The organism is Amycolatopsis sp. ATCC 39116, assembly GCF_000231075.2.
Lineage (GTDB): Bacteria > Actinomycetota > Actinomycetes > Mycobacteriales > Pseudonocardiaceae > Amycolatopsis_E > Amycolatopsis_E tucumanensis.
In genome coordinates this window covers 230,937-251,467 of sequence record NZ_AFWY03000002.1, presented here as the reverse complement: position 1 = coordinate 251,467, position 20,531 = coordinate 230,937, and the positions used below count along the sequence as shown (strand labels likewise).

General features: G+C 72.5%; 21 protein-coding genes. 8 read left to right on the top strand and 13 right to left on the bottom strand.

Going from position 1 to position 20,531, the window contains the following annotated elements:
* Positions 1-37 precede the first annotated feature (37 nt).
* Entirely contained in the window at positions 38-682 is a 645-nt protein-coding gene (locus tag AMY39116_RS0303860) for a GntR family transcriptional regulator (protein WP_020416394.1), read from the bottom strand.
* Positions 683-766: 84 nt separating this feature from the next.
* On the opposite strand from AMY39116_RS0303860, the gene AMY39116_RS0303855 reads away from it, so the two are divergent.
* The gene (locus AMY39116_RS0303855; protein WP_020416393.1) at positions 767-1,567 is read left to right on the top strand and encodes an NAD(P)-dependent oxidoreductase; all 801 of its coding nucleotides are present in this window, start codon (positions 767-769) and stop codon (positions 1,565-1,567) included.
* Here AMY39116_RS0303855 and AMY39116_RS0303850 read toward each other — a convergent pair.
* The 4 genes from AMY39116_RS0303850 to AMY39116_RS0303835 are packed head-to-tail and all read right to left on the bottom strand — an operon-like array spanning position 1,495 to position 8,398.
* On the bottom strand, positions 1,495-2,646 hold the full coding sequence (locus AMY39116_RS0303850) for a GAF domain-containing sensor histidine kinase (protein ID WP_020416392.1): 1,152 nt from the start codon (positions 2,644-2,646) through the stop codon (positions 1,495-1,497). The genes AMY39116_RS0303855 and AMY39116_RS0303850 overlap by 73 nt on opposite strands.
* Positions 2,647-2,654: 8 nt before the next feature.
* A complete protein-coding gene (cydD, locus tag AMY39116_RS0303845; RefSeq protein ID WP_027935607.1) occupies positions 2,655-5,903 on the bottom strand; it encodes a thiol reductant ABC exporter subunit CydD in 3,249 nt (1,082 codons plus the stop codon).
* Complete coding sequence (gene cydB / locus AMY39116_RS0303840; RefSeq protein ID WP_020416390.1) at positions 5,900-6,907, bottom strand: cytochrome d ubiquinol oxidase subunit II; 1,008 nt, start codon at positions 6,905-6,907, stop codon at positions 5,900-5,902. Before cydB ends, cydD begins: the two co-directional genes overlap by 4 nt.
* Before the next feature lie 9 nt (positions 6,908-6,916).
* Positions 6,917-8,398, bottom strand: a complete 1,482-nt coding sequence (locus AMY39116_RS0303835; protein ID WP_020416389.1) for a cytochrome ubiquinol oxidase subunit I — start codon at positions 8,396-8,398, stop codon at positions 6,917-6,919.
* A gap of 210 nt (positions 8,399-8,608) precedes the next feature.
* Between AMY39116_RS0303835 and AMY39116_RS0303830 the strand changes: the two genes are divergently transcribed.
* Positions 8,609-8,809, top strand: coding sequence for a hypothetical protein (locus AMY39116_RS0303830; RefSeq protein WP_020416388.1), 201 nt, complete (start codon positions 8,609-8,611; stop codon positions 8,807-8,809).
* A gap of 110 nt (positions 8,810-8,919) precedes the next feature.
* Complete coding sequence (locus AMY39116_RS0303825; protein ID WP_027935606.1) at positions 8,920-9,507, top strand: TMEM165/GDT1 family protein; 588 nt, start codon at positions 8,920-8,922, stop codon at positions 9,505-9,507.
* On the opposite strand, the gene AMY39116_RS0303820 is transcribed toward AMY39116_RS0303825, so the two are convergent.
* Positions 9,504-10,070, bottom strand: coding sequence for a TetR/AcrR family transcriptional regulator (locus AMY39116_RS0303820; protein ID WP_020416386.1), 567 nt, complete (start codon positions 10,068-10,070; stop codon positions 9,504-9,506). The two genes, AMY39116_RS0303825 and AMY39116_RS0303820, sit on opposite strands and share 4 nt — an antisense overlap.
* An 86-nt stretch (positions 10,071-10,156) precedes the next feature.
* On the opposite strand from AMY39116_RS0303820, the gene AMY39116_RS0303815 reads away from it, so the two are divergent.
* Positions 10,157-11,308: an NAD(P)/FAD-dependent oxidoreductase gene (locus AMY39116_RS0303815; RefSeq protein ID WP_020416385.1), complete on the top strand. Its 1,152-nt coding sequence runs from the start codon at positions 10,157-10,159 to the stop codon at positions 11,306-11,308.
* Here AMY39116_RS0303815 and AMY39116_RS0303810 read toward each other — a convergent pair.
* The 4 genes from AMY39116_RS0303810 to AMY39116_RS0303795 all read right to left on the bottom strand — a co-directional run bounded on the left by AMY39116_RS0303810 (position 11,305) and on the right by AMY39116_RS0303795 (position 14,967).
* A complete protein-coding gene (locus AMY39116_RS0303810; RefSeq protein ID WP_020416384.1) occupies positions 11,305-11,940 on the bottom strand; it encodes a helix-turn-helix domain-containing protein in 636 nt (211 codons plus the stop codon). The genes AMY39116_RS0303815 and AMY39116_RS0303810 overlap by 4 nt on opposite strands.
* Entirely contained in the window at positions 11,940-12,794 is an 855-nt protein-coding gene (locus AMY39116_RS0303805) for a hypothetical protein (RefSeq protein ID WP_269462683.1), read from the bottom strand. The genes AMY39116_RS0303810 and AMY39116_RS0303805 overlap by 1 nt, the downstream gene beginning before the upstream one ends.
* Before the next feature lie 69 nt (positions 12,795-12,863).
* Positions 12,864-13,904, bottom strand: coding sequence for a hypothetical protein (locus tag AMY39116_RS0303800; protein ID WP_020416382.1), 1,041 nt, complete (start codon positions 13,902-13,904; stop codon positions 12,864-12,866).
* Positions 13,905-13,941: 37 nt separating this feature from the next.
* Complete coding sequence (locus AMY39116_RS0303795; RefSeq protein WP_020416381.1) at positions 13,942-14,967, bottom strand: hypothetical protein; 1,026 nt, start codon at positions 14,965-14,967, stop codon at positions 13,942-13,944.
* 96 nt (positions 14,968-15,063) lie between these two features.
* Between AMY39116_RS0303795 and AMY39116_RS0303790 the strand changes: the two genes are divergently transcribed.
* Complete coding sequence (locus tag AMY39116_RS0303790) at positions 15,064-15,855, top strand: DUF2470 domain-containing protein (RefSeq protein ID WP_020416380.1); 792 nt, start codon at positions 15,064-15,066, stop codon at positions 15,853-15,855.
* Here the strand turns inward: AMY39116_RS0303790 and AMY39116_RS0303785 are convergent.
* Positions 15,852-16,310: a PPOX class F420-dependent oxidoreductase gene (locus AMY39116_RS0303785; RefSeq protein ID WP_020416379.1), complete on the bottom strand. Its 459-nt coding sequence runs from the start codon at positions 16,308-16,310 to the stop codon at positions 15,852-15,854. The genes AMY39116_RS0303790 and AMY39116_RS0303785 overlap by 4 nt on opposite strands.
* Positions 16,311-16,370: 60 nt before the next feature.
* Here AMY39116_RS0303785 and AMY39116_RS0303780 point away from each other — a divergent pair, with 60 nt between their 5' ends.
* The 3 genes from AMY39116_RS0303780 to AMY39116_RS0303770 all read left to right on the top strand — a co-directional run bounded on the left by AMY39116_RS0303780 (position 16,371) and on the right by AMY39116_RS0303770 (position 19,052).
* Positions 16,371-17,135, top strand: a complete 765-nt coding sequence (locus AMY39116_RS0303780) for a CPBP family intramembrane glutamic endopeptidase (RefSeq protein ID WP_020416378.1) — start codon at positions 16,371-16,373, stop codon at positions 17,133-17,135.
* Positions 17,136-17,185: 50 nt separating this feature from the next.
* Positions 17,186-18,373: an arginine deiminase gene (locus AMY39116_RS0303775; RefSeq protein ID WP_027935604.1), complete on the top strand. Its 1,188-nt coding sequence runs from the start codon at positions 17,186-17,188 to the stop codon at positions 18,371-18,373.
* 130 nt (positions 18,374-18,503) lie between these two features.
* Positions 18,504-19,052: a ferritin gene (locus tag AMY39116_RS0303770; protein ID WP_020416376.1), complete on the top strand. Its 549-nt coding sequence runs from the start codon at positions 18,504-18,506 to the stop codon at positions 19,050-19,052.
* Between the two features lie 56 nt (positions 19,053-19,108).
* On the opposite strand, the gene AMY39116_RS0303765 is transcribed toward AMY39116_RS0303770, so the two are convergent.
* Positions 19,109-19,921 (bottom strand): hypothetical protein, encoded by an 813-nt coding sequence (locus AMY39116_RS0303765; protein WP_020416375.1) that lies wholly within the window; start codon positions 19,919-19,921, stop codon positions 19,109-19,111.
* Positions 19,918-20,421, bottom strand: coding sequence for a SigE family RNA polymerase sigma factor (locus AMY39116_RS0303760; protein WP_020416374.1), 504 nt, complete (start codon positions 20,419-20,421; stop codon positions 19,918-19,920). The genes AMY39116_RS0303765 and AMY39116_RS0303760 overlap by 4 nt, the downstream gene beginning before the upstream one ends.
* Positions 20,422-20,531: the final 110 nt, after the last annotated feature.

Here is a 20,531-nt window from a genome sequence, read left to right as displayed (position 1 = left end):
AGGCCTGTCCGGCTTCCCGGAGGGCCGCGATCACGCCTCAGGCCTGCTCGGCTTCCCGCAGCGCCTCGATCACGCTGCTCAGGTGCTGCCGGATCGCCGCGGCGGCCGCGGCCGCGTCGTGGGCGCAAATGGCGTCGATGATCGCCAGGTGCTCGGGCAGCGACACCGACGGTCGGCCGGGGCGCATGGCCAGCCGGAACTGGTGCCGCACGCTCTGCGCGCGCAGCCGCTCCAACACCTGGCCCGCCGTGTGCTGGCCCGAAATTTCCCGCACCCGGCGGTGCAGCTCCTGGTTCAGCCCTGAGTACCCCATGACGTCCCCGGACGCCACGGCCTTGCGCATCGCCTTGCCAAGGGCCTTCAGCTCGCCGATCTCCTCGTCGCTGATGCGCTCGGCTGCCTTCTCCGCGCACAGGCTCTCCACGACCATGCGCACCTCGGAGATCTCGATGGCCTCCTCCAGCGACACCGCCCGGACCCGCGCGCCGCGGTTCTGCACCCGCTCGACCAGGCCCTCGTTGGCGAGTTCGAGCAGCGCGATGCGGACGTTGGCGCGGCTCGCGGCGAACTGGGCGGACAGGTCGGCCTCGACCAGCCGCTGGTTCGGCACGAACTCGCCGCGGATGATCGCCTCCCGGATCGCGTCCACCACCGGCTTCTCGATCTCGGCCCGCTCTCCCACGCCCGCTCCCCACACGCTTTGTTGACAATTTTGTCGAGCACATCGTCTACTCGGATGGTAGTCGGTGTCGAGGAGGAGTCCGCAATGTCCGATGAGCCACCCGTCGTCGCCATTCTCGGCCTCGGGGAAGCGGGCAGTGAATTCGCCCGCGACCTGCGCGCGGCCGGCGCCGTCGTGCGCGGCTACGACCCGGTGGTGCCGTCCGGGTTCGACTCCGAGTCCGACGCCGCCGAGGGCGCGGACCTGGTGCTCAGCGTGAACAGCTCGGCCGCCGCCGTCGACGCGCTGCGGGCCGGTCTGCCGAAGGTCAGCGGCGTTTGGGCGGACCTGAACACCGCGTCGCCCGGCAAGAAGCGCGAGCTCGCCGCGATCGCCGCCGAAGCGGCCATCGACTTCGCCGATGTCGCGATCATGGCTCCGGTCCCCGGCCGCGGCCTGCGGGTGCCGATGCTCGCGAGCGGTCCGGCCGCCGAGGCGGTGTCGAAGCTGCTCGGCGCGCTGGGGGCGACGGTCGAGGTGCTGCCCGGCGAAGCCGGCGTGGCCGCGGAACGGAAGCTGCTGCGGAGCGTGTTCTTCAAGGGCATGTCCGCCGCCGTGGTCGAGGCGCTGGAAGCCGCCCGTGCGGCGGGGGTCCAGGACTGGCTGCGCGGGGTGATCGTCGAGGAGCTGACCCGCGCCGATGAGTCCACTGTGGAGCGGCTGGTGACCGGCAGCGTCAAGCACGCGAAGCGCCGCACCGCGGAAATGGCCGCCGCCGCGGAGATGCTGGGCGAGCTGGGCGTCGCGGCCGACGTGGCGGCGGCGTCGCGTGATCAGCTGGCGCGCTTGTCCAGCGGCAGCTCGAAGGCCACCAGCGTGCCCAGGCTGGGCGAGGAGTTGAGGTAGAACTTCCCGCCCGCGCGCTTGGCGCGTTCCTCCAGGTGCCGCAGGCCGCGGGTCTGCACGTCCTGCGGCACGCCGGCGCCGTTGTCGCGGACCCGCAGCTTCACGCCGTCGTTGTCGCGCACCAGCGTCACTCTGGTCTCGCTGGCCCCGGAGTGGCGGACCACATTGGACAGTGCCTCGCGCAGCGCAGCGCGGATGTGGTCGGCCCGCTCGGCCGGGATGTCGGCCAGCTCGCCGGACAGCTCCAGCGTGGGCGGGAACCCGAGCAGCTCCCCCGCGATCCGCACCTCCGCGCGCGCCGACTCGGCCAGGTCGGTGGCCGCGGGTTTCTCGGCCGTCTCCGGTTCCGGCGACCGCAGCTCGCGCACGGTGTGCCGGATCTCCTCGATGGTCTGGTCGAGCTGGTCGATCGCCTCGCCGAGCCGGGTCGCGTCGGTCGAGGCGAACCGCTTGCGCATGCGGCGGCGCACCCGGTCCAGCTGCATGCCCGCCGCGTACAACCGCTGCACGATCACGTCATGCAGCTCGCGGGCGATGCGCTCGCGCTCCTGGTAGAGCGTGATCCGGTGCCGGTCGTTGGCGGCCTCCGCCAGCGCCAGCACGACGCCGACCTGCGCGGCGAACGCGGTCAGCACCTCGACCGTCGCCTCGTCGAACGGCCGCCCGGACCGCTCCCGGTACACCGCCAGCGCGCCGAGCACCCGGCCGCCGGAGCCGAACGGCGCGGCCGCGAACGGGCCGAAGCGGCGCAGCTCGGACGGCACGTACGGCGCCGTGCGCGGGTCGGTGGTCATGTCGTCGGCCACCACCGTGACACCGCCGCGGGCGACCTGCCCGGCCGCGGATTCGGCGGGCAGCACGACGCCGCGCGGGTCCTCGTGGTGGCTGCCGTGGGCGGCCTCGACGGACACCTTGCCGTCGTCCGCGCGGACCATCACCAGGCACAGGTCGGCCCCGGCGAGCTCGGCGGCCTTGTGCACCACCGAATCGAGGACCGCGTCGGGGTCGCCGCCGGACAGGGCGGCGGTGGTGATCTCCGTGGCCGCGGACAACGCGCGGGCGGCGAGGGTGGGTTCCATGAGCAGGGTCAAGCGTAGCCGCCTTCCAGGGCGGGCTCCCGCACGCTGACGCGCCCGTCACCCACCTCGACGACCAGGTCGGCCTCGGCCGCCTCCTCGGGGTGGTGCGTCACGTGCACGACCGTGCGGCCGGCCAGCGCCGCGCGCAGGTTGGCCCGCAGCCGCCGGGCGGTCGGCTCGTCGAGGTGCGCCGTCGGCTCGTCGAGCAGGACAAGGTCCGCGTGCGACGCCGCGACCAGCGCCCGCGCCACCGCGAGGCGCTGCGCCTGCCCGCCGGACAGGCCGCTGCCCGCGCCGCCGAGCACGGTGTCCAGCGGCAGGTCCAGGCAGGCCAGGCGCAGGGCTTCGCGCAACCGGTCGTCGTCGGCGTGCGGATCGGCCAGCCGCAGGTTCTCCGCGACGGTCGTGGACACCAGCTGCGGTTCCTGCGGCGCCCAGGCGACCTCGGCGGCGGTGGTGAGACTTCCGCGCTGGGCGGGCAGGAACCCGAGCAGCGCGGCGAGCAGCGTCGACTTGCCCGCGCCCGACGGGCCGACGACGGCGACGTGCGCGCCCGCCGGGATGCGCAGGTCTACGTCCCGCAGCACCGGTGCGGTCCAGCCGATGTCGGCGTGCTCGAACGCGATCGGCCCGGTCGGCACCGGCGGCTGCGGCCGCGCGCGTTCGACGTCGGCGATCCGGGCCATCGAGGTGCGCAGCGGGTCCCAGTACTGGGCCACCGGCGGCAGCGTCGCGAGGACCTCTGCCAGTGCCAGCGGCACCAGGGCCAGGACGGGCGCGAGCACCGGGTCGATGCCGGAGCCCGCGGCCAGACCGACCCCGGCGACCGCGGCCGCGCCGGTGACCAGCGTGATCAACGCGTCGGCCGCGCCCGCTCCGAAGGCCTGGCGCCGCGCCTGGTGCACCAGCCGCTCGTCGGCCTCAGCCAGCTCGGCGCGGCGCCTGCGGTGCGCGCCGGTCGCGATCAGCTCGGCCGCCGACTCGAACAAGCCCAGCACCCGGGCGCTCACCCTCCGGCGCCCCTCGGCGAGCACGGTGGTCGCCCGGCGCTCCAGCCGCAACGCGAGCGCGGGCGCGGCGAGGGCCCCGACCAGCACGGCGACGGCGAGCACGAGCCCGGCGGCCGGCAGCAGGACCGTCTGCACGGCGAGCGCCCCGGCCAGCACGAGCACCGCGACCAGCGGCGGCGTGACCACGCGCGGCAGCAGGTCGCGGACCGTGTCGACGTCGGCGACCAGCCGACGCTGCCCCTCGCCGAACCGCAGGCCGAGCGCACGGGCGGGCCCGAGCCGGACCAGCCCGCGCCACAGCCGGACCCGCAGCTGCCCGGCGATGCGGAACGCGGCGTCGTGCGTGATCAGCCGTTCCAGGTACCGCAGTGCCGCGCGGCCGAGCCCGAAGGCACGCACCCCGACGACGGCGACGGTCAGCGTCAGGATCGGCGGCTGGAACGAGGCCTTGGCGATGAGCCAGCCCGAGGTCGCGGTCAGCGCCACGCCGGCCAGCAACGCGAGCGCGCCGACCGCGGCGCCGCCGAGGAACCGCCGGCTCACCACGCCGCGCAACGTCTGTGTCTGCGCCTCCGCGGTGGTCGTGCTGTGCGGCGCGGGTGCCACCGCGTGGGTGACCGCGACGTGGTTGTCCCGGTGGTGCGCGGCGAGGAGGACCGCGGTGCCCAGCGGCAGTGTCGACGCGATGGCGGCGTCGACCAGTGCGGCGTTGGCGGCGTCCTGGTGCGCGGTGGGCTCGTCGAGCAGCAGCAGCCAGGCGCCGTGCCGGACCCGCAGCAGCGCCCGCGCGACCGCGACCCGTTGCCGCTGGCCAGTGGACAGCTCGTGCACCGGCGCGTCGGCCAGGCCGGCGAGGTTGAGTTCGATGAGCAGCGCGTCGACCTCGACCGGGTCCGGCGGCTCCTCGACCGCCAGGTCCAGCTCGGCCCGCACGGTGCCCCCGGTGAACGCCGGGTTCTGCGGCACCCACGCGATGTCCCGGCGGAAGGCCGACATGTCGACCTCGCTCAGCGGTAGACCGTCGACCAGCACCGTCCCCGCGGACGGCCGCACGAAGCCCAGCAGGACGGCGAGCGTCGTCGACTTGCCGGCGCCGCTCGGCGAATCGAGCCGGGTCAGCGTGCCCGGCCGCAGCGTGAACGTCTCGCCGTCCGGCGCGAACCCGCCGCGGCGCGCCACCCGCAGCCCCTCGACCCGCACCTCGCCGCGGCCGGGGATCGCGGTGCCCTCCGGCGCGACCGGTTCGGCGAGCACGTCGGTGACGCGGCGGACCGCCTCGACCCCGTCCTCGCTGGCGTGGAAGGCCGCGCCCACCGCGCGCAGCGGCTGGTAGCACTCCGGCGCGAGGATCAGCACGCCGAGTCCGATCGCGAGCGACAGGTCGCCGCCCACCAGCCGCACGCCGATGACCACAGCGACCAGCGCGACCGACAGCGTCGCCGCCAGCTCCAGCACGAACGCCGAGGAGAACGCGACCTTCAACGTCTTCAGGGTCGCCTGCCGGTGCTTGTCGGACACCCGCCGCACCGCCTCGGCCTGCGCCTCCGCGCGGCGGAACGCGGCCAGCACCGGCAACGCGCGCACGAGTTCCAGCAGGTGGCCGGACATCCGCTGCAGCGCATCGCTCGCGGCGGCCGAGCGGTCGGCGGTGTACTTGCCGACGAGGATCGCGAACATCGGCAGCAACGGCACGGTCAGCGCGATGATCACCGCGGACGGCCAGTCGGCGAACAACACCGCCGCGCCCGCGCCGAGGGGCACCACCGCGGCGGTGACCAGCGCGGGCAGGTAGTCGGTGAAGTAGGCGTCGAGCGCGTCCAGGCCCTTGGTGGTGAGCGTCGTCAGCTCGCCCGGCCCGCGCCGCGCGATCCACTCCGGACCGAGCCGCAGCGCGTGGTCGACGACCTTCGCCCGCAGTTCTTCCTTGGCCCCGGCCGCGGCGCGCGCGGCGACCACCCGCAGCGCCCACGCGATCAGCGCACGGGCGACGACGGCACCGGCGAGGGCGACCAGTTGACCGGCGCCGACGCCGTGCCCGGCGACCACCGCCGCGCAGACCGACGCCAGCAGGAAGGCCTGCGCGACCAGCGCCGCGGCGTTGCCGAGCGCGAGCAGACCGGAGAGGGCGAGCGCCCGGCGCGCGGCCGCGGACAACAGGGGCAGCGCGCCGAGCGGACCCTTTCCCGGACGCGTGGTGTCCGTTGTGGACACCGGTGCGGGAAGGACGGAGCGTCCGGGAAAGCTCATGGGGTGTGCACCGGCGGGATGTGGGCGGCGCTGATCCGCTTGCGGAACACCCAGTACGTCCAGCCCTGGTAGACCAGCACGGCCGGGGCGCCGAACGCACCGACCCAGGTGATCACCTCGAGCGTGTACGGGCTGGACGCGGTGTCCGCGACGGTCAGCGAGTTCGCCGGGTCGAGCGTCGAGGGCAGCACGTCCGGGTAGAGCGCGCCGAACAGGGTGACCACGGCCGCGGCGATCGTGACGCCGAGCGCGGCGAAGGCCTGCCCGTCCCGGTCCGCCACCAGCTTGCGCCAGGCCACCACCGCGGCCACCGCCGCGACGGCGAGCGCCACGAGTGTCCACAGTGCACCCTCGCGCCACTGGACGACCGCCAGCAGGGCGAACAGCGGCACCAACGCGACCGGCAGCGCGCGGATGGCGAACAGCCGCGCCCGTTCCCTCAGGTCGCCCGCGGTCTTCAGGGCCAGGAACGCCGCGCCGTGCACCAGGGCGAACCCGACGACGGCGAGCCCGCCGAGCAGCGTGTCCCAGCGGACCGACTCGAACGCGCCGCCGATCCGGTTGCCGTGCTCGTCGAGCGGCAGCCCGAGGATCGTGGTCGTCAGGATCAGCCCGACGCCCAGCGGCGGAACCCACGAGCCGATCATGATGACTCGGTCCCAGTTGCGCCGCCAGCGCTCCGAGTCGACCTTGCCGCGGTACTCGAACGCGACGCCGCGGCCGATGAGCGCCAGCAGCACCAGCAGCAACGGCAGGTAGGTGGCCGAGAACAACGACGCGTACCAGCCCGGGAAGGCGGCGAACATCGCGCCCGCCGCGACGATCAGCCAGACCTCGTTGCCGTCCCACACCGGGCCGATCGTGTTGATCATGACCCGCCGCTCGGTGTTGTCGCGGCCGAGGATCGGCAGCAGCATGCCGACGCCGAAGTCGAAGCCCTCCAGGAACAGGTACCCCAGCCAGAAGAGCACGATGATGCAGAACCAGATGGTTTCCAGGGTCATGGCCGTTCCCTAGTAGGCGAAGGCAAGCTCATCCTTGCCCTCCTGGTCGTGATCGGTCTTGGGCGGGATGACGCCCTCGATGCCGCCGCGCACGTACTTGCGGATGAGGAACACCTCGACCACGCCGAGCACGGCGTACAGGGTGGTCAGCGCGATCAGCGAGGTCCACACCTCACCGGTGGAGATCCGCGACACGGCCTGCGCGGTGAACATCCAGACACCGTCCACACCGGACGGGTTGGGCACCACGACGAACGGCTGCCTGCCCATCTCGGTGAAGATCCAGCCCGCGCTGTTCGCGATGAACGGCGTCGCGATGCTCAGCAGCGCCAGTCGCGGGAACCACTTGGTGTCCGGAATCTTGTTCTTGCGCGTCAGCCAGAGCGCCAGCAGTCCGGTGCCCGCCGAGATCGCGCCGAAGCCGATCATGATCCGGAAGCCCCAGTAGGTCACCGGGAGGTTCGGCACGTAGTCGATCGGCTTGCCCGCCAGCTCGCCGAGCGCCGGGTCGTCCGGGTAGTTCGTGCCGTAGCGCGCCTGGTACTCGGTCACCAGGTCCTGGACGCCCTTGACCTCGGTGGTGAAGTCGCTGTGCGCCAGGAAGGACAGCAGCGCGGGCACGTTGAACGTCTTGACGTCCTCGCAGTTCTCCGACCGGACGTCGCCGATCGCGATGATCGAGAAGCTGGCCGGCTGCTCGGTGTGGCAGAGCGCCTCGGCCGAGGCCATCTTCATCGGCTGCTGCTCGAACATCAGCTTGCCCTGGACGTCGCCGGTGATGGCGAGCACGGCGAACGCGACGATCCCGGTCCAGCCGCCGAGGCGGATCGACGACCGCCACACCGCGCGGTGCTCGTCGTCGGTCTTGCGCTTGCGCCACAGGTGCCAGGCGGCGATGCCGACGAGGAACGCCGCGGCGACCGAGAACGCGCCGGCGATGGTGTGCGGGATCGCGGCGAGCGCGGTGTTGTTGGTGAGCACCGCCCAGATCGAGTTGAGCGTCGGCTTGCCGTCGACGATCTCGGCGCCGACCGGGTGCTGCATCCACGAGTTCGCGGCGAGGATGAAGTACGCGGAGGCGATCGTGGCCAGCGAGAACGCCCAGGCGCAGGCCAGGTGCACCTTCTTCGGCAGCCGGTCCCAGCCGAAGATCCACAGGCCGAGGAACGTCGACTCGACGAAGAAGGCGACCAGGCCCTCCATCGCCAGTGGCGCCCCGAACACGTCACCGACGAAGCGGGAGTAGGCGTTCCAGTTCATCCCGAACTGGAACTCCTGGACGATGCCGGTCACCACGCCCATGGCGAAGTTGACCAGCAGGAGCTTCCCCCAGAACTTGGTCATCTTGTAGTAGCGCTGCTCACCGGTGCGGACCCAGGCGGTCTGCATCCCCGCGACGAGGACCGACAGTCCGATGGTGAGCGGGACCATGAGGAAGTGGTAGACGGTGGTGATCCCGAACTGCCACCGCGCCAGCTGGAGCACGTCCACGTCATTCAGACTGCTCTGTTCCCCCGCCGGGCATCAGGTCCCGGGGTCCTGATCTTGCCGGGACCTAGGTCCCGGTCACCGACACGGCCTTGACAAGCGGGGCGCTGGTTCCGCCTCTTTGGATAACGGGGCGCGCGCCCCACTTTTGGGAGAGGCGTTGGTCGCGGCGACCCTCGTCACAGCGCCCAAGAGCAGCCCGCCATCGCGGATTTGCGCAAACTCAATCCGCGCTTCGCGCAGGGTTACGAACACCTCGACAACAACCCCGAGCCGCCCGTCGACATCGCCGCACTGCGGGCCATCCGACCAGGGCTGACGACCTTCGCCCAGCGACTGGAACGGACCGGTTCTGCCCAGCTCAAGGCAGGTTTCGGCGCGGCGAAGAAAAATCTGCGCCCGAGCCAGAAATAATTCTGGCGAACCGAAAACCGGCAATTCGCGAAACCGATCTGCTGGTAATTGCCGAAGCTCCCCTTTATCGTTGCAGTGAAAGGGGAGTGGAAATCACCGTGAGTACCGCACTGCTGGCACTGCTCAGCGCGTACGTCCTTGTCCTGGCCGTGGAGCTGCCGGACAAGACGATGATCGCCACCCTCGTGCTGACCACCCGCTTCCGCGCGTGGCCGGTCCTGGTCGGGGTTTCCCTGGCGTTCGCCGTGCAATCCACGATCGCGGTGCTCTTCGGCCGCGCGCTGACGCTGCTGCCGGAGAGCCTGGTCGCGGCGGTCGTCGCCGCGTTGTTCGGGCTCGGGGCCTTCCTGCTGCTGCGCGAGGGCTTCTCGACGGCCGACGAGAGCGGCGAGGACGCGGCCCGGCAGGGCGTGAAGCCGGTGACCTTCCTGCGCTCGGCCGCCACCTCGTTCGGCGTGCTGTTCGCCGCCGAATGGGGCGACGCGTCCCAGCTGGCGACCGCCGGGCTGAGCGCCCGGTACGGCCATCCGCTGATGGTGGGCGCCGGCTCGCTGCTCGCGCTGATCACGGTGGCCGCGGTCGCGGTGTTCATCGGGCACAAGGTACGCGGCCGGCTCAAGCCGAAGCTGCTGCAGCGCATCGCCGGGTTCGCGTTCGCGGTGTTCGCGCTGCTGGCGGTCGTGCAGGCGTTCGTCTAGGCGGTCAACGCGATCGTGGCCCGGCGGGCCGCGGCCAGCACGTCCTCGCGGCTCGCGTCCGTCCGCTGAGCGGACAGCAGCGCGGCACCCACGGTGTCGAACGCCATCCACACCAGCAGCCGGTCGGCCGGGGTCGCGTCGCCGGGCACGAGCAGGTCGACGACCTGCTCGAACTCCGATCGCACGTCGGTGCCGTCGTCGAGCAGGTTCCGCAGCACGGGACCGTTGGCGTGCATCAGCCGCATGCCGTCGAGCCGCTCGGGCGTCGTGCCGTCGATCCAGCGCAGGGCGGCGCGACGCACCAGATCGGGTGACGCCGGCTGCGCGCGGATCCACTCGACCAGCTCGGCCAGCTCCTTCCGGCGTTCGGTCAGGAGGCTCGTGACGATCGCCTCCTTGCTCGGGAAGTGGTAGTAGAGCGCCGACTTCGTGATGCCGAGCGCGGTGCTGATGTCCCTGGTCGAGGTGCCCTCGTACCCCTTCTCGATGAACAACCGCAGCGCGACGCGCAGGATCTCGGCTCGCGTCTCGGCGCCGCTGCGCCGGTCCTCCCTCGTGGCCATGCGCCCAGTCTAGTTGCTGACCGACCGCCCGTTCAGCTAGCCTATTCACTGACCGACCGCCCGTTCAGTAGATAGGAGAAGTAACCATGACTGCACGAATCGCGATCATCGGAGCCGGCCCCGGCGGCCTCCTCTGCGCCCGCGTCCTCCAGCGCCACGGCATCGAGGTCACCGTGTACGACGCCGACGCCGCCGTGGACGCCCGGGACGCGGGCGGCAGCCTCGACCTGCACGCCGACACCGGGCAGATCGCCATGTCCGACGCCGGGCTGCTGGACGAGTTCCTGGCGCTGTCCCGCCCCGAGTCACAGGCCGGGAGCCGGCTCGACCACCACGGCACGGTCATCAAGGCCTTCGTGCCCGCCGACGACGACCTCGCCGCCCCGGAGATCGACCGCGGCCAGTTGCGCGCGCTGCTGGCGGCGCACGTCGAACCCGGCACCGTCCACTGGGGACACAAGCTGGCGCGCGCGGAACCGCTCGGCGGGGGCAGGCACCGGCTGGAGTTCGCCGACGGCTCGGCCACCGAGACCGACCTGGTGATCGGCGCCGACGGCGCCTGGTCCCGGGTCCGGCCGCTGGTCACCGACGCCACCGCGCAGTACACCGGCGTCAGCTTCCTCGACGTCCGCTTCGACGACGTCGACACCCGCCACCCCGGCGTCGCCGCGCTGACCGGCCCCGGGCAGATGTTCGCCAACGACGGCGACGGGCACGGCATCATCCTGCAGCGCAACAGCAACGGCCACATCCGCGGCTACCTGGTCGTGCGCGGCGACCGCATCGCGCTGCACGACCCCGAGGCGCTGAAGCGCTTCCTGCTCGGCGAGTTCGCCCACTGGGCCGGCGTCTTCCGGCCTGCGCTGACCGACTGGGACGCCGTCGTCGAGCGGCCGATCCACGTCCTGCCCGCGCCGATGACCTGGCCGCACACCCCGGGCGTGACCCTGCTCGGCGACGCGGCGCACGTGATGGCCCCGTTCGGCGGGTTCGGCGCGAACCTCGCCCTGCTCGACGGCGCGGAACTGGCGCACGCGATCGCGGCGGAGCCCACCCTGGACGCCGCGATCACCCGCTACGAGAAGGGCATGCTCGCGCGGGCCGGTGAACTCGCGGTGGGCGCCAACCAGGCGCTTCAGGAGTTCGTCACCTCGGCCGACCCGGACGACGCGCCGGACCACGAGGCCGAGCACCGGCAGTACGAGGCAGCGGCCGCCGAGTACCGCCGCACCCGTTAGTCCCCGCGCAGGACCTCGGCGACCGCGGCGGCGGCCGCCACCACCTGGGGGCCCACCGCGTCCGCGTTGAGCGGCCCCAGCGCGATCACCCCGACCGCCGCGCGCAGGCCTGGCACGCCCCGCACCGGCGCGGCGACACCCGAGGTTCCGCGCTGTGGTTCGCCGGTGACCGCCGCCCAGCCGCGACTGCCGCGACGCAGGGTCAGCGCTTTCCCGGCCGCGCCGACACCGATCGGGTGGCGCGCGCCGACCCGGTAGGACACGTGGAAATCGGTCCACGACGGCTCCACCGTGACGACCGGCTCGACCAGATCACCCTCGGCGATCGACAGGTAGGCGGTCGCGCCGGCCTTCTCCGCCAGCTCGCGCAGAGCCGGTCGGGCCGCCTCGCGCAGCTGCGGGACGACCTGACCGGCCAGCCGCAGCACGCCGATGCCCAGCCGGACCTTGCTGCCGTCGCGCCACACCAGGCCGCGCGCGGACAGCGGCACCAGCAGCCGGTAGACCGCCGCGCGGCTGGCGCCGATCGCGGTCGCCAGCTCCGAGATCGTCGCCGCGTCACCGTCGGCGTCGGCCACGGCCTGCAGCAATGCGAGGCCGCGGTCGAGGGTCAGCGAGCCTTCGGCGCTCACTACAGCAGGCCGAGCGCCTCGAGGTCGGCGACCGGAGCCTCGAAGCTGTCGCAGGCGTAGGACGCGAAGAGCGCGCGCACCGCCTTCGCGGCGGGCTCGGACAGCGACTTCGCCTCCGCGGCGAGTGCCTCGCCGTCGGTGGAGGCGAGCGCTTCGCGGACGTCCCCGCCGGACAGGCTGCGCGCCACCGCGACGAGCAGGTTCAGGAAGCCGTGGTGGGCGATGCCGTTGTCCGGGTCGTCGTGCCGGACCGCGCGGTGCAGGCTGTTGGTGGCCTTGAAGGAGGCGCCGGGCGAGCCGGACAGGACGGCGAGGAAGTCGGCGACCTCGTCGACGCTGGGGAAGTTCTCGCTGGACTGGCCGCCGCAGCGGATCTTGGGCCAGCTGCCGTGCTCGATCACCCGCCGCACGCCGTCCAGCCAGCCGACCCCGCGCCGCGGCTCGACCACGCGGATCACGTCCTCCGGCACGAACTCCGAGACGCGCTCCAGCCACACCTCGTCGACGTCCGAGGGCGCCGGCATCTCGACCATGCGCAGCGACAGCAGCTCACTGCGGGACTCGACGATCGAGATCGCCTTCGGCACGCCGCCGAGACCGGTGTCGATGATCAGCGACAGCGGCAGCGGCTGCTTCGGCTTGATCTTGATCAGCTCGGTGATCAGCTCCGGCAGGCGGGAGGCCTGGCACAGGAACACACCGAGCAGGCCCGCGTGGTCGCCCTCGCGGCCGGCCAGGTAGTTCCGCAGCGCGTCCGGCATGGTGGCCGTTCCGGGCGGGAAGAGCGCCGAGTCGTCTACGAGCCGCGCGAAGAGGGGCGGAATTCCGCGGGGGCCGGGGGGCGTGAGTTCCACAGCGCTTGACACATGGGACACGCTAGTAGCGTACGGGAACCGGACAAACGCGTACGCCCCCCGGACAGTTCACCGGAGGTTCACCACCGCGAGAACGGGATACCCGGGCAGCCCGGCCACCACCCGGCGGCCCCGCTCCGGCACGCCGAGCACCCACAGGCGCTGCGTGTCGCGCACGTTGACCAGCAGGTCGAGCGGCACCCGCGGGAACCGGACCACCGCTTCGCCGTCGGGGAGCATCACGCGGCCGGTGGCTTTGCCGACCGCGCCCGAGGTGCCCGGCGTGATCGCGGTGTCGAGCGTGGCGTGCAGTTCCTGCCAGGGCTGCTCGCGCACGGCCGAGGACAGGGTGGCGACGCGGACCGGCATCAGCAGCCCGGTCACGGCGTAGACGACCGCGAGGATCATCGTGAACGTGCGGGTGCCGGGCAGGTCGGAGGCGAGGTTGCCCAGCGCCCAGATCCCGGCGGCCAGCAGCACGAAAGACCCCGCCATCCCCCACGACCGCTGCCGGACCTCGCGCAGGAACGTGGTCACCACCGGGTCCCGCAGGGCCGCCACCATCGGCCGCGGCTGCTCGGCCGATTCCACCGAGCCCGGCTCGGGTGCCGTCCGGATGCGGCCGAACCGGCCGTTGATCCCGCCCGGCAACCCGACGAGCACGCGGCCGCGCGGGTCGGGGCCGATGAAGTAGAGGCGCCGCAACCCGGCCAGCAGGACCCGCTTCGACGCAGGCAGCCGCACGACCAGCCACCGCGGCTCGGGACCGGGCAGCGCGACGCTGACCTTCGACCCGGCCACCAGCAACTGCCCGGGGCCGGGGGTGAGCAGGACCACCGGGTGCGCGAGCAGCCTCCGGCAGGGCAGCACCCGGAAGAACAGCAGCCACAGCTGCGCGACGGTGACCGCGGCGAGGATCGTCGCCAAGCCGGCCGAGAGCGGGCCGGGGTCCAGCGCCACCACCGCAGCGCCCGCCACCACGTAGACGACCATCGAGTTGATCAGGCGGTTGCGCTGCTTGGTCACGATCTCGACGTCGAGCGAGTCCGCCGCGGCCGGTTCGCCGTGGCGCGGCTCGTGGACGAGGACGCGCTCCTGGGTGGGTTCCACACCTCCGAGTCGATCAAGCGGCCACCGGCGTTACCCGTCAGTCCAACCGGACCTGGCCGAGCACCGGGTGACCGGGCACCCCGGCCGCGAGCTTGCGGCCCCGCTCCGGTGCGCCGAGCACCCACAGCCGCTGCGTCTCGCGCACGTTGACCAGGAGGTCGAGCGGCTGGCGGCCGAACCGGACCCGCGCGACCCGCCCGTCCGGCAGGGTCACCCGCCCCATCGTGTTCCCGGTGCCCGTGGCTTGTGGTTCGACCGGCGTGTCCAGGGTGACGCCGAGTTCGGTCCACGGCTGGGTGCGCACCGCCCGCGCGATGCTCCGCACCTGCAGCGGCCGGGCGACCCCGAGCAACGCGTAGGCCACGCAGAACACGGCCGTCACGCCGTTCGGGCGCGGGAAGCCGAACGCCTCCGCACCCGCTTCGGTGAGCACCCACACGAACGCGCCGGCGACCAGAAAGGCCGTGGACACGAGCGCCGCCCGGAGCCGGAGTTCACGGACGAACGCGATCACCACCGCGTCCGGTGCGACCTCGTCGGGCGCCCGGGAGCCGGGCGCGGGTGCGGTCCGCACGCGGCCGAACTGCCCGATGATGCTGCCCGGGACCCGCAACACGAGCCGGCCGCGCGCGTCCGGCCCGAGCATGAACACGCGGCGCTCGCGCGCCAGCAGGAGCCGCTTCGAGCGGGGCATCCGCGCGACGACCCAGCGCGGCTGCGGCCCGGGCAACGCGATGCTCACCGTCCGGCCCGACACCAGCAGGTGCCCCGGCCCCGGCGTCAGGACGACGGCGGGCATCCGGAGCAGCCGGCCCAGCGGCCGGGTCCGGCAGGCCAGCGTCCACACCGACAACGCCGCCAGCACGGTGAACACCGCGGTCACCGTCCAGACCGCGGGACCGGTGAGCCGGAACAGGACCGCCAGTGCGACCGGGAAGGCGTAGAACACGCTCGACGTGATCAGACGACCACGGGTCTTCTCGACGATCTCGACCTCGAGTGGATCGGTCGCCGCCGGTTCGCCGAGGTGCGGCTCGTAGACACGCTGCCGGGTGAATTCCACGGTCCGCCAGTCGGAGTGGCAACGGGGAACGTTACTGATCCACTTCCCTTCCTCCGTCACTCAGGTTAGGCTCACCTAAGTAGGAGGTGGTGGCCAGTGACCGAGATCCGACGTCCGCCCGCACCCAGCCCCGCCGAGCGTGCGAAGACCATCGCCGTGCGGAACGGCCCCGGCGCGCTGCTGCCGACCGCGGGCGATCCGACCGGCAGCGACCGCGTGGTGCCCGAACTGCACCACGTCCACCCGAGCGGCAGCGTCAGCGTCCTGCTGCCGGACGACCACCCGCTGCTGACCCGCACCCGCGAGGCGGACCGCGGCGAGCTGGCCGTCGTGTTCGAACTCGCCGACCACGCGCCCGTCGACCTGCGGGAACCCATCCGCGGGCTGCTCTGGATCACCGGCTGGCTGCGGCACCTCAGCCCGGAGTCGGCCCGCGCCAGGGCACTGTCCATCGCCGAGACGCGGCCCGATCCGCGCCTGCTGGACCTCGGCCACGGCCTGAGCCTGCTGCGGCTCACGCCGGCCTCGCTCGTCCTCGCCGACGCCGAGGGCACCCACTCGCTGCGGCCGCACTTGTTCTCCGCCGCCGCGCCGGACCCGTTCGCCGGCTACGAGTCCGGCTGGCTGCGGCACCTGGAGACCGACCACGCCGACGTCGTCGGCCAGCTCGCCCGGCACATCCCCGAGGAGCTGCGCGGCGGCCGGATCCGCCCGCTCGGCCTGGACCAGTTCGGGCTGCGGCTGCGGGTCGAGTCCGGCGACGGCGACCACGACGTGCGCCTGGCCTTCGCCAAGCCGGTGCACAGCCCCGCCCAGCTCAGCACCGAGCTGCGGCGCCTGGTGGGCTGCCCGTTCCTGGCGCGGAACCAGGTGCGCGTGCAGCCCTAGCCGAGCTCCGGCGGGAAACCGCCGGTGGCGATCGGTCCCCACCGCTCGATCGTCACGCGGATCAGGCTCTTGTTCTGCTTGACCATCGCCTCGCGGTACTCGTCCCAGTCCGGGTGCTCGCCCGAGATCGACCGGAAGTACTCCACCAGCGGCTCGACCGCCTCGGGCACGTCCAGCACCTCGGCCGTGCCGTCGAACTGCACCCACGGCCCGTTCCAGTCGTCGGAGATCACGCACGCCGAAACGGCCGGGTCGCGGCGGGCGTTGCGGGTCTTGGCGCGCTGCGGGTAGGTCGCCACGACGAACCGGCCCTCGGGGTCGATCCCGGCGGTGACGGGCGACAGCTGCGGCGTGCCGTCGGCGCGGGTGGTCATCAGGATCGCGCGGTGCCGGGGGCGGAGGAACTCCAGCAGTTCGGCGCGGTCGACGCGGTCAGCGGTCGCAATCTTGGCCATGTCTCCAGACGGTAGCGTGCGGACGTGCTCAGCTCCTGGCTCCGCCCCGAACGTCCCGCGATGCCCGAACCCGTGGACGCCGGGACCGCGCGGCGGCTGAAGATCGAGCTGGTGGTCGTCTTCTCGATCACGCTCGGCCTGTCCGGCGCGCGCAGCCTGCTGTCGCTGATCGACTCGCTCCTGCAGCCCGAGCCGCTGTCCGACCAGCAGGTCGCGCTGAACGTCCCGCAGCGCGCCGCCGACCTGCTGGACCTGCTCGCCCAGCTGCTGTCCGCGGTGCAGCTCGTCGGGTGGGGCGCGCTCGGCGCGTACCTGCTGTGGCGCGGCGGGATGAAGCTGGCCGAGGTGGGCCTGGACCGCACCCGCCCCGGCCGGGACGTGCTCTGGGGCGCGGGGCTGGCGGCGTTGATCGGCATCCCCGGGCTGGTGCTGTACTTCGTCGGCTGGCAGCTCGGCTTCAACCTCGCCGTCGTCCCGTCCCGGCTGGACGACACGTGGTGGCGCCCGATCGCGCTGACGCTGTCCGCGTTCGGCAACGCCTTCGCCGAGGAAGTCCTGGTGGTCGGGTACCTGCTGACCCGGCTGCGGCAGCTGGCCTGGCGCGAGAACACCGCGTTGTTCGCCGCCGCCGTGCTGCGCGGGTCCTACCACCTCTACCAGGGCTTCGGCGGGTTCGTCGGCAACCTGGTGATGGGACTGGTGTTCGGCCGCGTGTGGCAGCGGACCAACCGGCTGGTGCCGCTGATCGTCGCGCACACCCTGCTCGACGTGGTCTCGTTCGTCGGGTACTCGCTGCTCCGCGGACACGTCAGCTGGCTGCCCTGAACAGACACTCAGCGCACTACGCTCAGCGCGTGACCACCAAAACCCCCAGGGTGGACAGCGAGGTCGGGCCGCTGCGCGCCGTCCTGCTCCACCGGCCGGGCAACGAGCTCACGAGGCTCACCCCGCGCAACAACGACAAGCTGCTGTTCGACTCGATCCCGTGGGTCGGCCGCGCCCAGGAGGAGCACGACGCGTTCGCCGAGGTGCTCCGCGGCCGCGGCGTCGAGGTGCTCCTGCTGGCCGAGGTGCTGCGCGAGGCGCTCACCGATCCGCGCGCGCACGCCGCCGGGGTGCACGCCGCGGTCGACGACCGGCGCCTCGGCGAGGACCTGGGGGACGCGCTGCGCTCGCACCTGTCCGGTGTGGACGCCGCCACCCTGGCCGAGGTCCTGATGGCCGGGCTGACGTTCGAGGAGCTGCCCGCCGCCGATGGCGCGTCGCTGGTGCGCAAGATCCACCACCCGCACGACTTCGCGGTCGACCCGCTGCCGAACCTGCTGTTCACCCGCGATTCGTCGGTGTGGATCGGCGACCGGGTGGCGATCTCGTCGCTGGCCATGCCCGCCCGCCGCCGCGAGACCGCGCTGCTCGACCTCGTCTACGCCTACCACCCGCGGTTCTCCCACGCCTCGCGCGCGTACGGCGCCCACTCGGCGCCGGTCGAGGGTGGCGACGTGCTGCTGCTCGCGCCGGGCGTGCTGGCCGTCGGCATCGGCGAGCGCACCACGGCCGCAGGCGCGGAGTCGCTGGCGCGCTCGCTGTTCGCCGACGACATCGCCCACACCGTGCTCGCGGTCCCGATCGCACAGGCCCGAGCCACGATGCACCTGGACACCGTCTGCACGATGGTCGCGCCGGACGCCGTGGTGATGTACCCGCTGGCCCGCGACGAGCTGGTGGCCTTCACGCTGCGCCCGGACGGCGACGGCTCGCTGCGCGTGGACGGCCCGGAGCCGTTCCTGCACGCGGCGGCCGAGGCGATGGGCATCGAGAAGCTGCGGGTGATCGACACCGGGCTGGACCCGGTGACCGCGGAACGCGAGCAGTGGGACGACGGCAACAACACGCTGGCGCTCGCGCCCGGTGTGGTGGTCGGCTACGAACGCAACGTGGAGACCAACGCGCGGCTGGCGGACGCCGGCATCGAGGTGCTCGCCATCGCCGGTTCCGAGCTGGGCTCCGGCCGGGGCGGGCCGCGTTGCATGTCCTGTCCCGTTGTCCGTGACCCGATCGGGTAATTAGGAAAGGCTAAGCTGAATTAGTACGTCCTAAATAAGCACTTCCTAATCTCGGTAAGCCTACCCAAACGAAATCGGAATCACCAGGGCCAAGGGGTTAACGATCAGCAAAATGGCCTATTCTTGAGTCATGGCGATGCTGAAGAAAGAACCGCGCTCCAAGTTCTACGAGCTCCTGCAGCAGCAGGTGCAGAACGAGTTCCACGCTTCCCAGCAGTACGTGGCGCTGGCGGTCTGGTTCGACAACGCGGACCTGCCCCAGCTGGCCAAGCACTTCTACCGCCAGGCGGTGGAGGAGCGGAACCACGCGCTGGCGATCGTGCAGTACCTGATCGACACCGATCACCACGTGGACATCCCGCCCACCGGCGAGGTCCGCAACGACTTCGCGGAGCCGCTCGAACTGGTCGAGCTCGCGCTGGAGCAGGAGAAGGAGGTCACGGCCGACTTCCGCACCCTGATGAAGGCCGCCCGCGCCGAGGACGACTACCAGGGCGAGCAGTTCCTCCAGTGGTTCCTCAAGGAGCAGGTCGAGGAGGTGTCGCAGATGTCCACACTGGTCAACGTGGTCAAGCGCGCCAACGGCAACATGTTCGAGGTGGAGACCTGGCTGGCCCGCGAGTCCGTCGGCGACGACGGCGCCTCCGACATGCCGCCGGTCGCCGGTGGCGCCCTGTAGGACCGCCATACCGCGGAGCGCACGAGAGCCCGGGCCGCGGCCCGGGCTCTTTCGCGTCAGCAGCCGGGCGGGGCGACCAGTTCCCAGTGCACGACGGTTTCCGCGGAATCGACGTAAAACGTGTAGTTGGCGCCCGATCCGGCGGCGGCGCTGTAATTCCCCGCACCGGCCGTCAGATCAGGATAGGCATTCCTCAGTTCGGTCACCGTGGAACCGGTGCCCACCTTTTCCGGAGTGCGCGCGCCGGTCGCGGTGAAGACCACCACTCCCCCGGTCGGCGAAATCGTCACCGACGCGACGTTCGCCGTGCCTTCGGTGAGCCGGTAGGTGGTGCATTCGGCAGGCGCCGTACCGGCGTCGGCGAGCAGCCCGGTCGCCTTGGCCTCGTCGAAGGTCATCCCCAGCCGCAACGGTCCGTAGCCGGTGGGGCCGAGCACCACCGCCGCGGGCTCGGGGCGCACGGTCGTGCGGCTGCTGCTCGACGGCGCAGGCGTGGACGTGCCGGCCGGCGGCGGCGCGGGCAGGACCGTGGTGGTCGACGACGGCGGGGGCGGCTGGGTGGGCAGTTCGGAGAACGACGGCGGCACCACGACCGGCCCGGGCGCTTCCGAGGTCGTCGTGGGGGCGGTGGTCGTGGGCTGGGCGGCCTGGTGGACGCCGGGGTCGTGGCGCTCGGCGACGAGACCGGCGGTGACGAGCAGGGCGGCGGTGAGGACACCCCCGGAGGCGGCGACGGCGGTGCGACGGCGACGGCGACGGCGGGCGCCGCGGACGATGGCGCTCTCGGCGCCCGGCGCGGGCGTGATCGCCAGCCGGTCGTCGTCGAACAACCGCCGCAGCTCGTCGCCGAGCTCGTCGTCGGGGTTCACCAGTCGTCCCTCCCTCCGGAGATCGAACCGATCTTGGTCCGCAGCGTCGCGATCGCCTTGCTGGCCTGGCTCTTGACCGTGCCCGCGCTGACGCCGAGCGACGCGGCGATCTCGGCCTCGGACAGGCCCTCGTAGTAGCGGAGCACGATCACCGCGCGCTGGCGCGGCGGCAGCTCGCGCAGGGCCTGCCACAGCGGCTCGTGCTCGAACGGGTCCACCGGTTCGGCGGTGCGCTGCTCGGGCAGGTCGGCGACCAGGCTCTCCCGCTTCAGGCGCCGCCAGCGGCTGATGTGCGCGTTCGCCATCGCACGGCGCACGTAGGCCAGCGGGTCGGCCGTCTTGCGTTGCACGTGGGTCCAGCGGGAGCCGATCTTCTCCAGCACGGTCTGCACCAGGTCGGCTGCGTCGTGCGGGTTGCCGGTGAGCGCGTGGCCGTATCGGAGCAGCCCGGGCAGGCTCGCCTGGACGAACTCTCCGAAGTCCGCCAGCTCCTCGCTCACCGCTGACCCCCTCCCCGCCGCGCGGCCGCCTCCCCAGGCGATGGCCGACGCGGCCGAGGTCACCGTATCGCCTCCCTCGACCGTGTGTCTTACCCCTTCGCCGAGTCCAC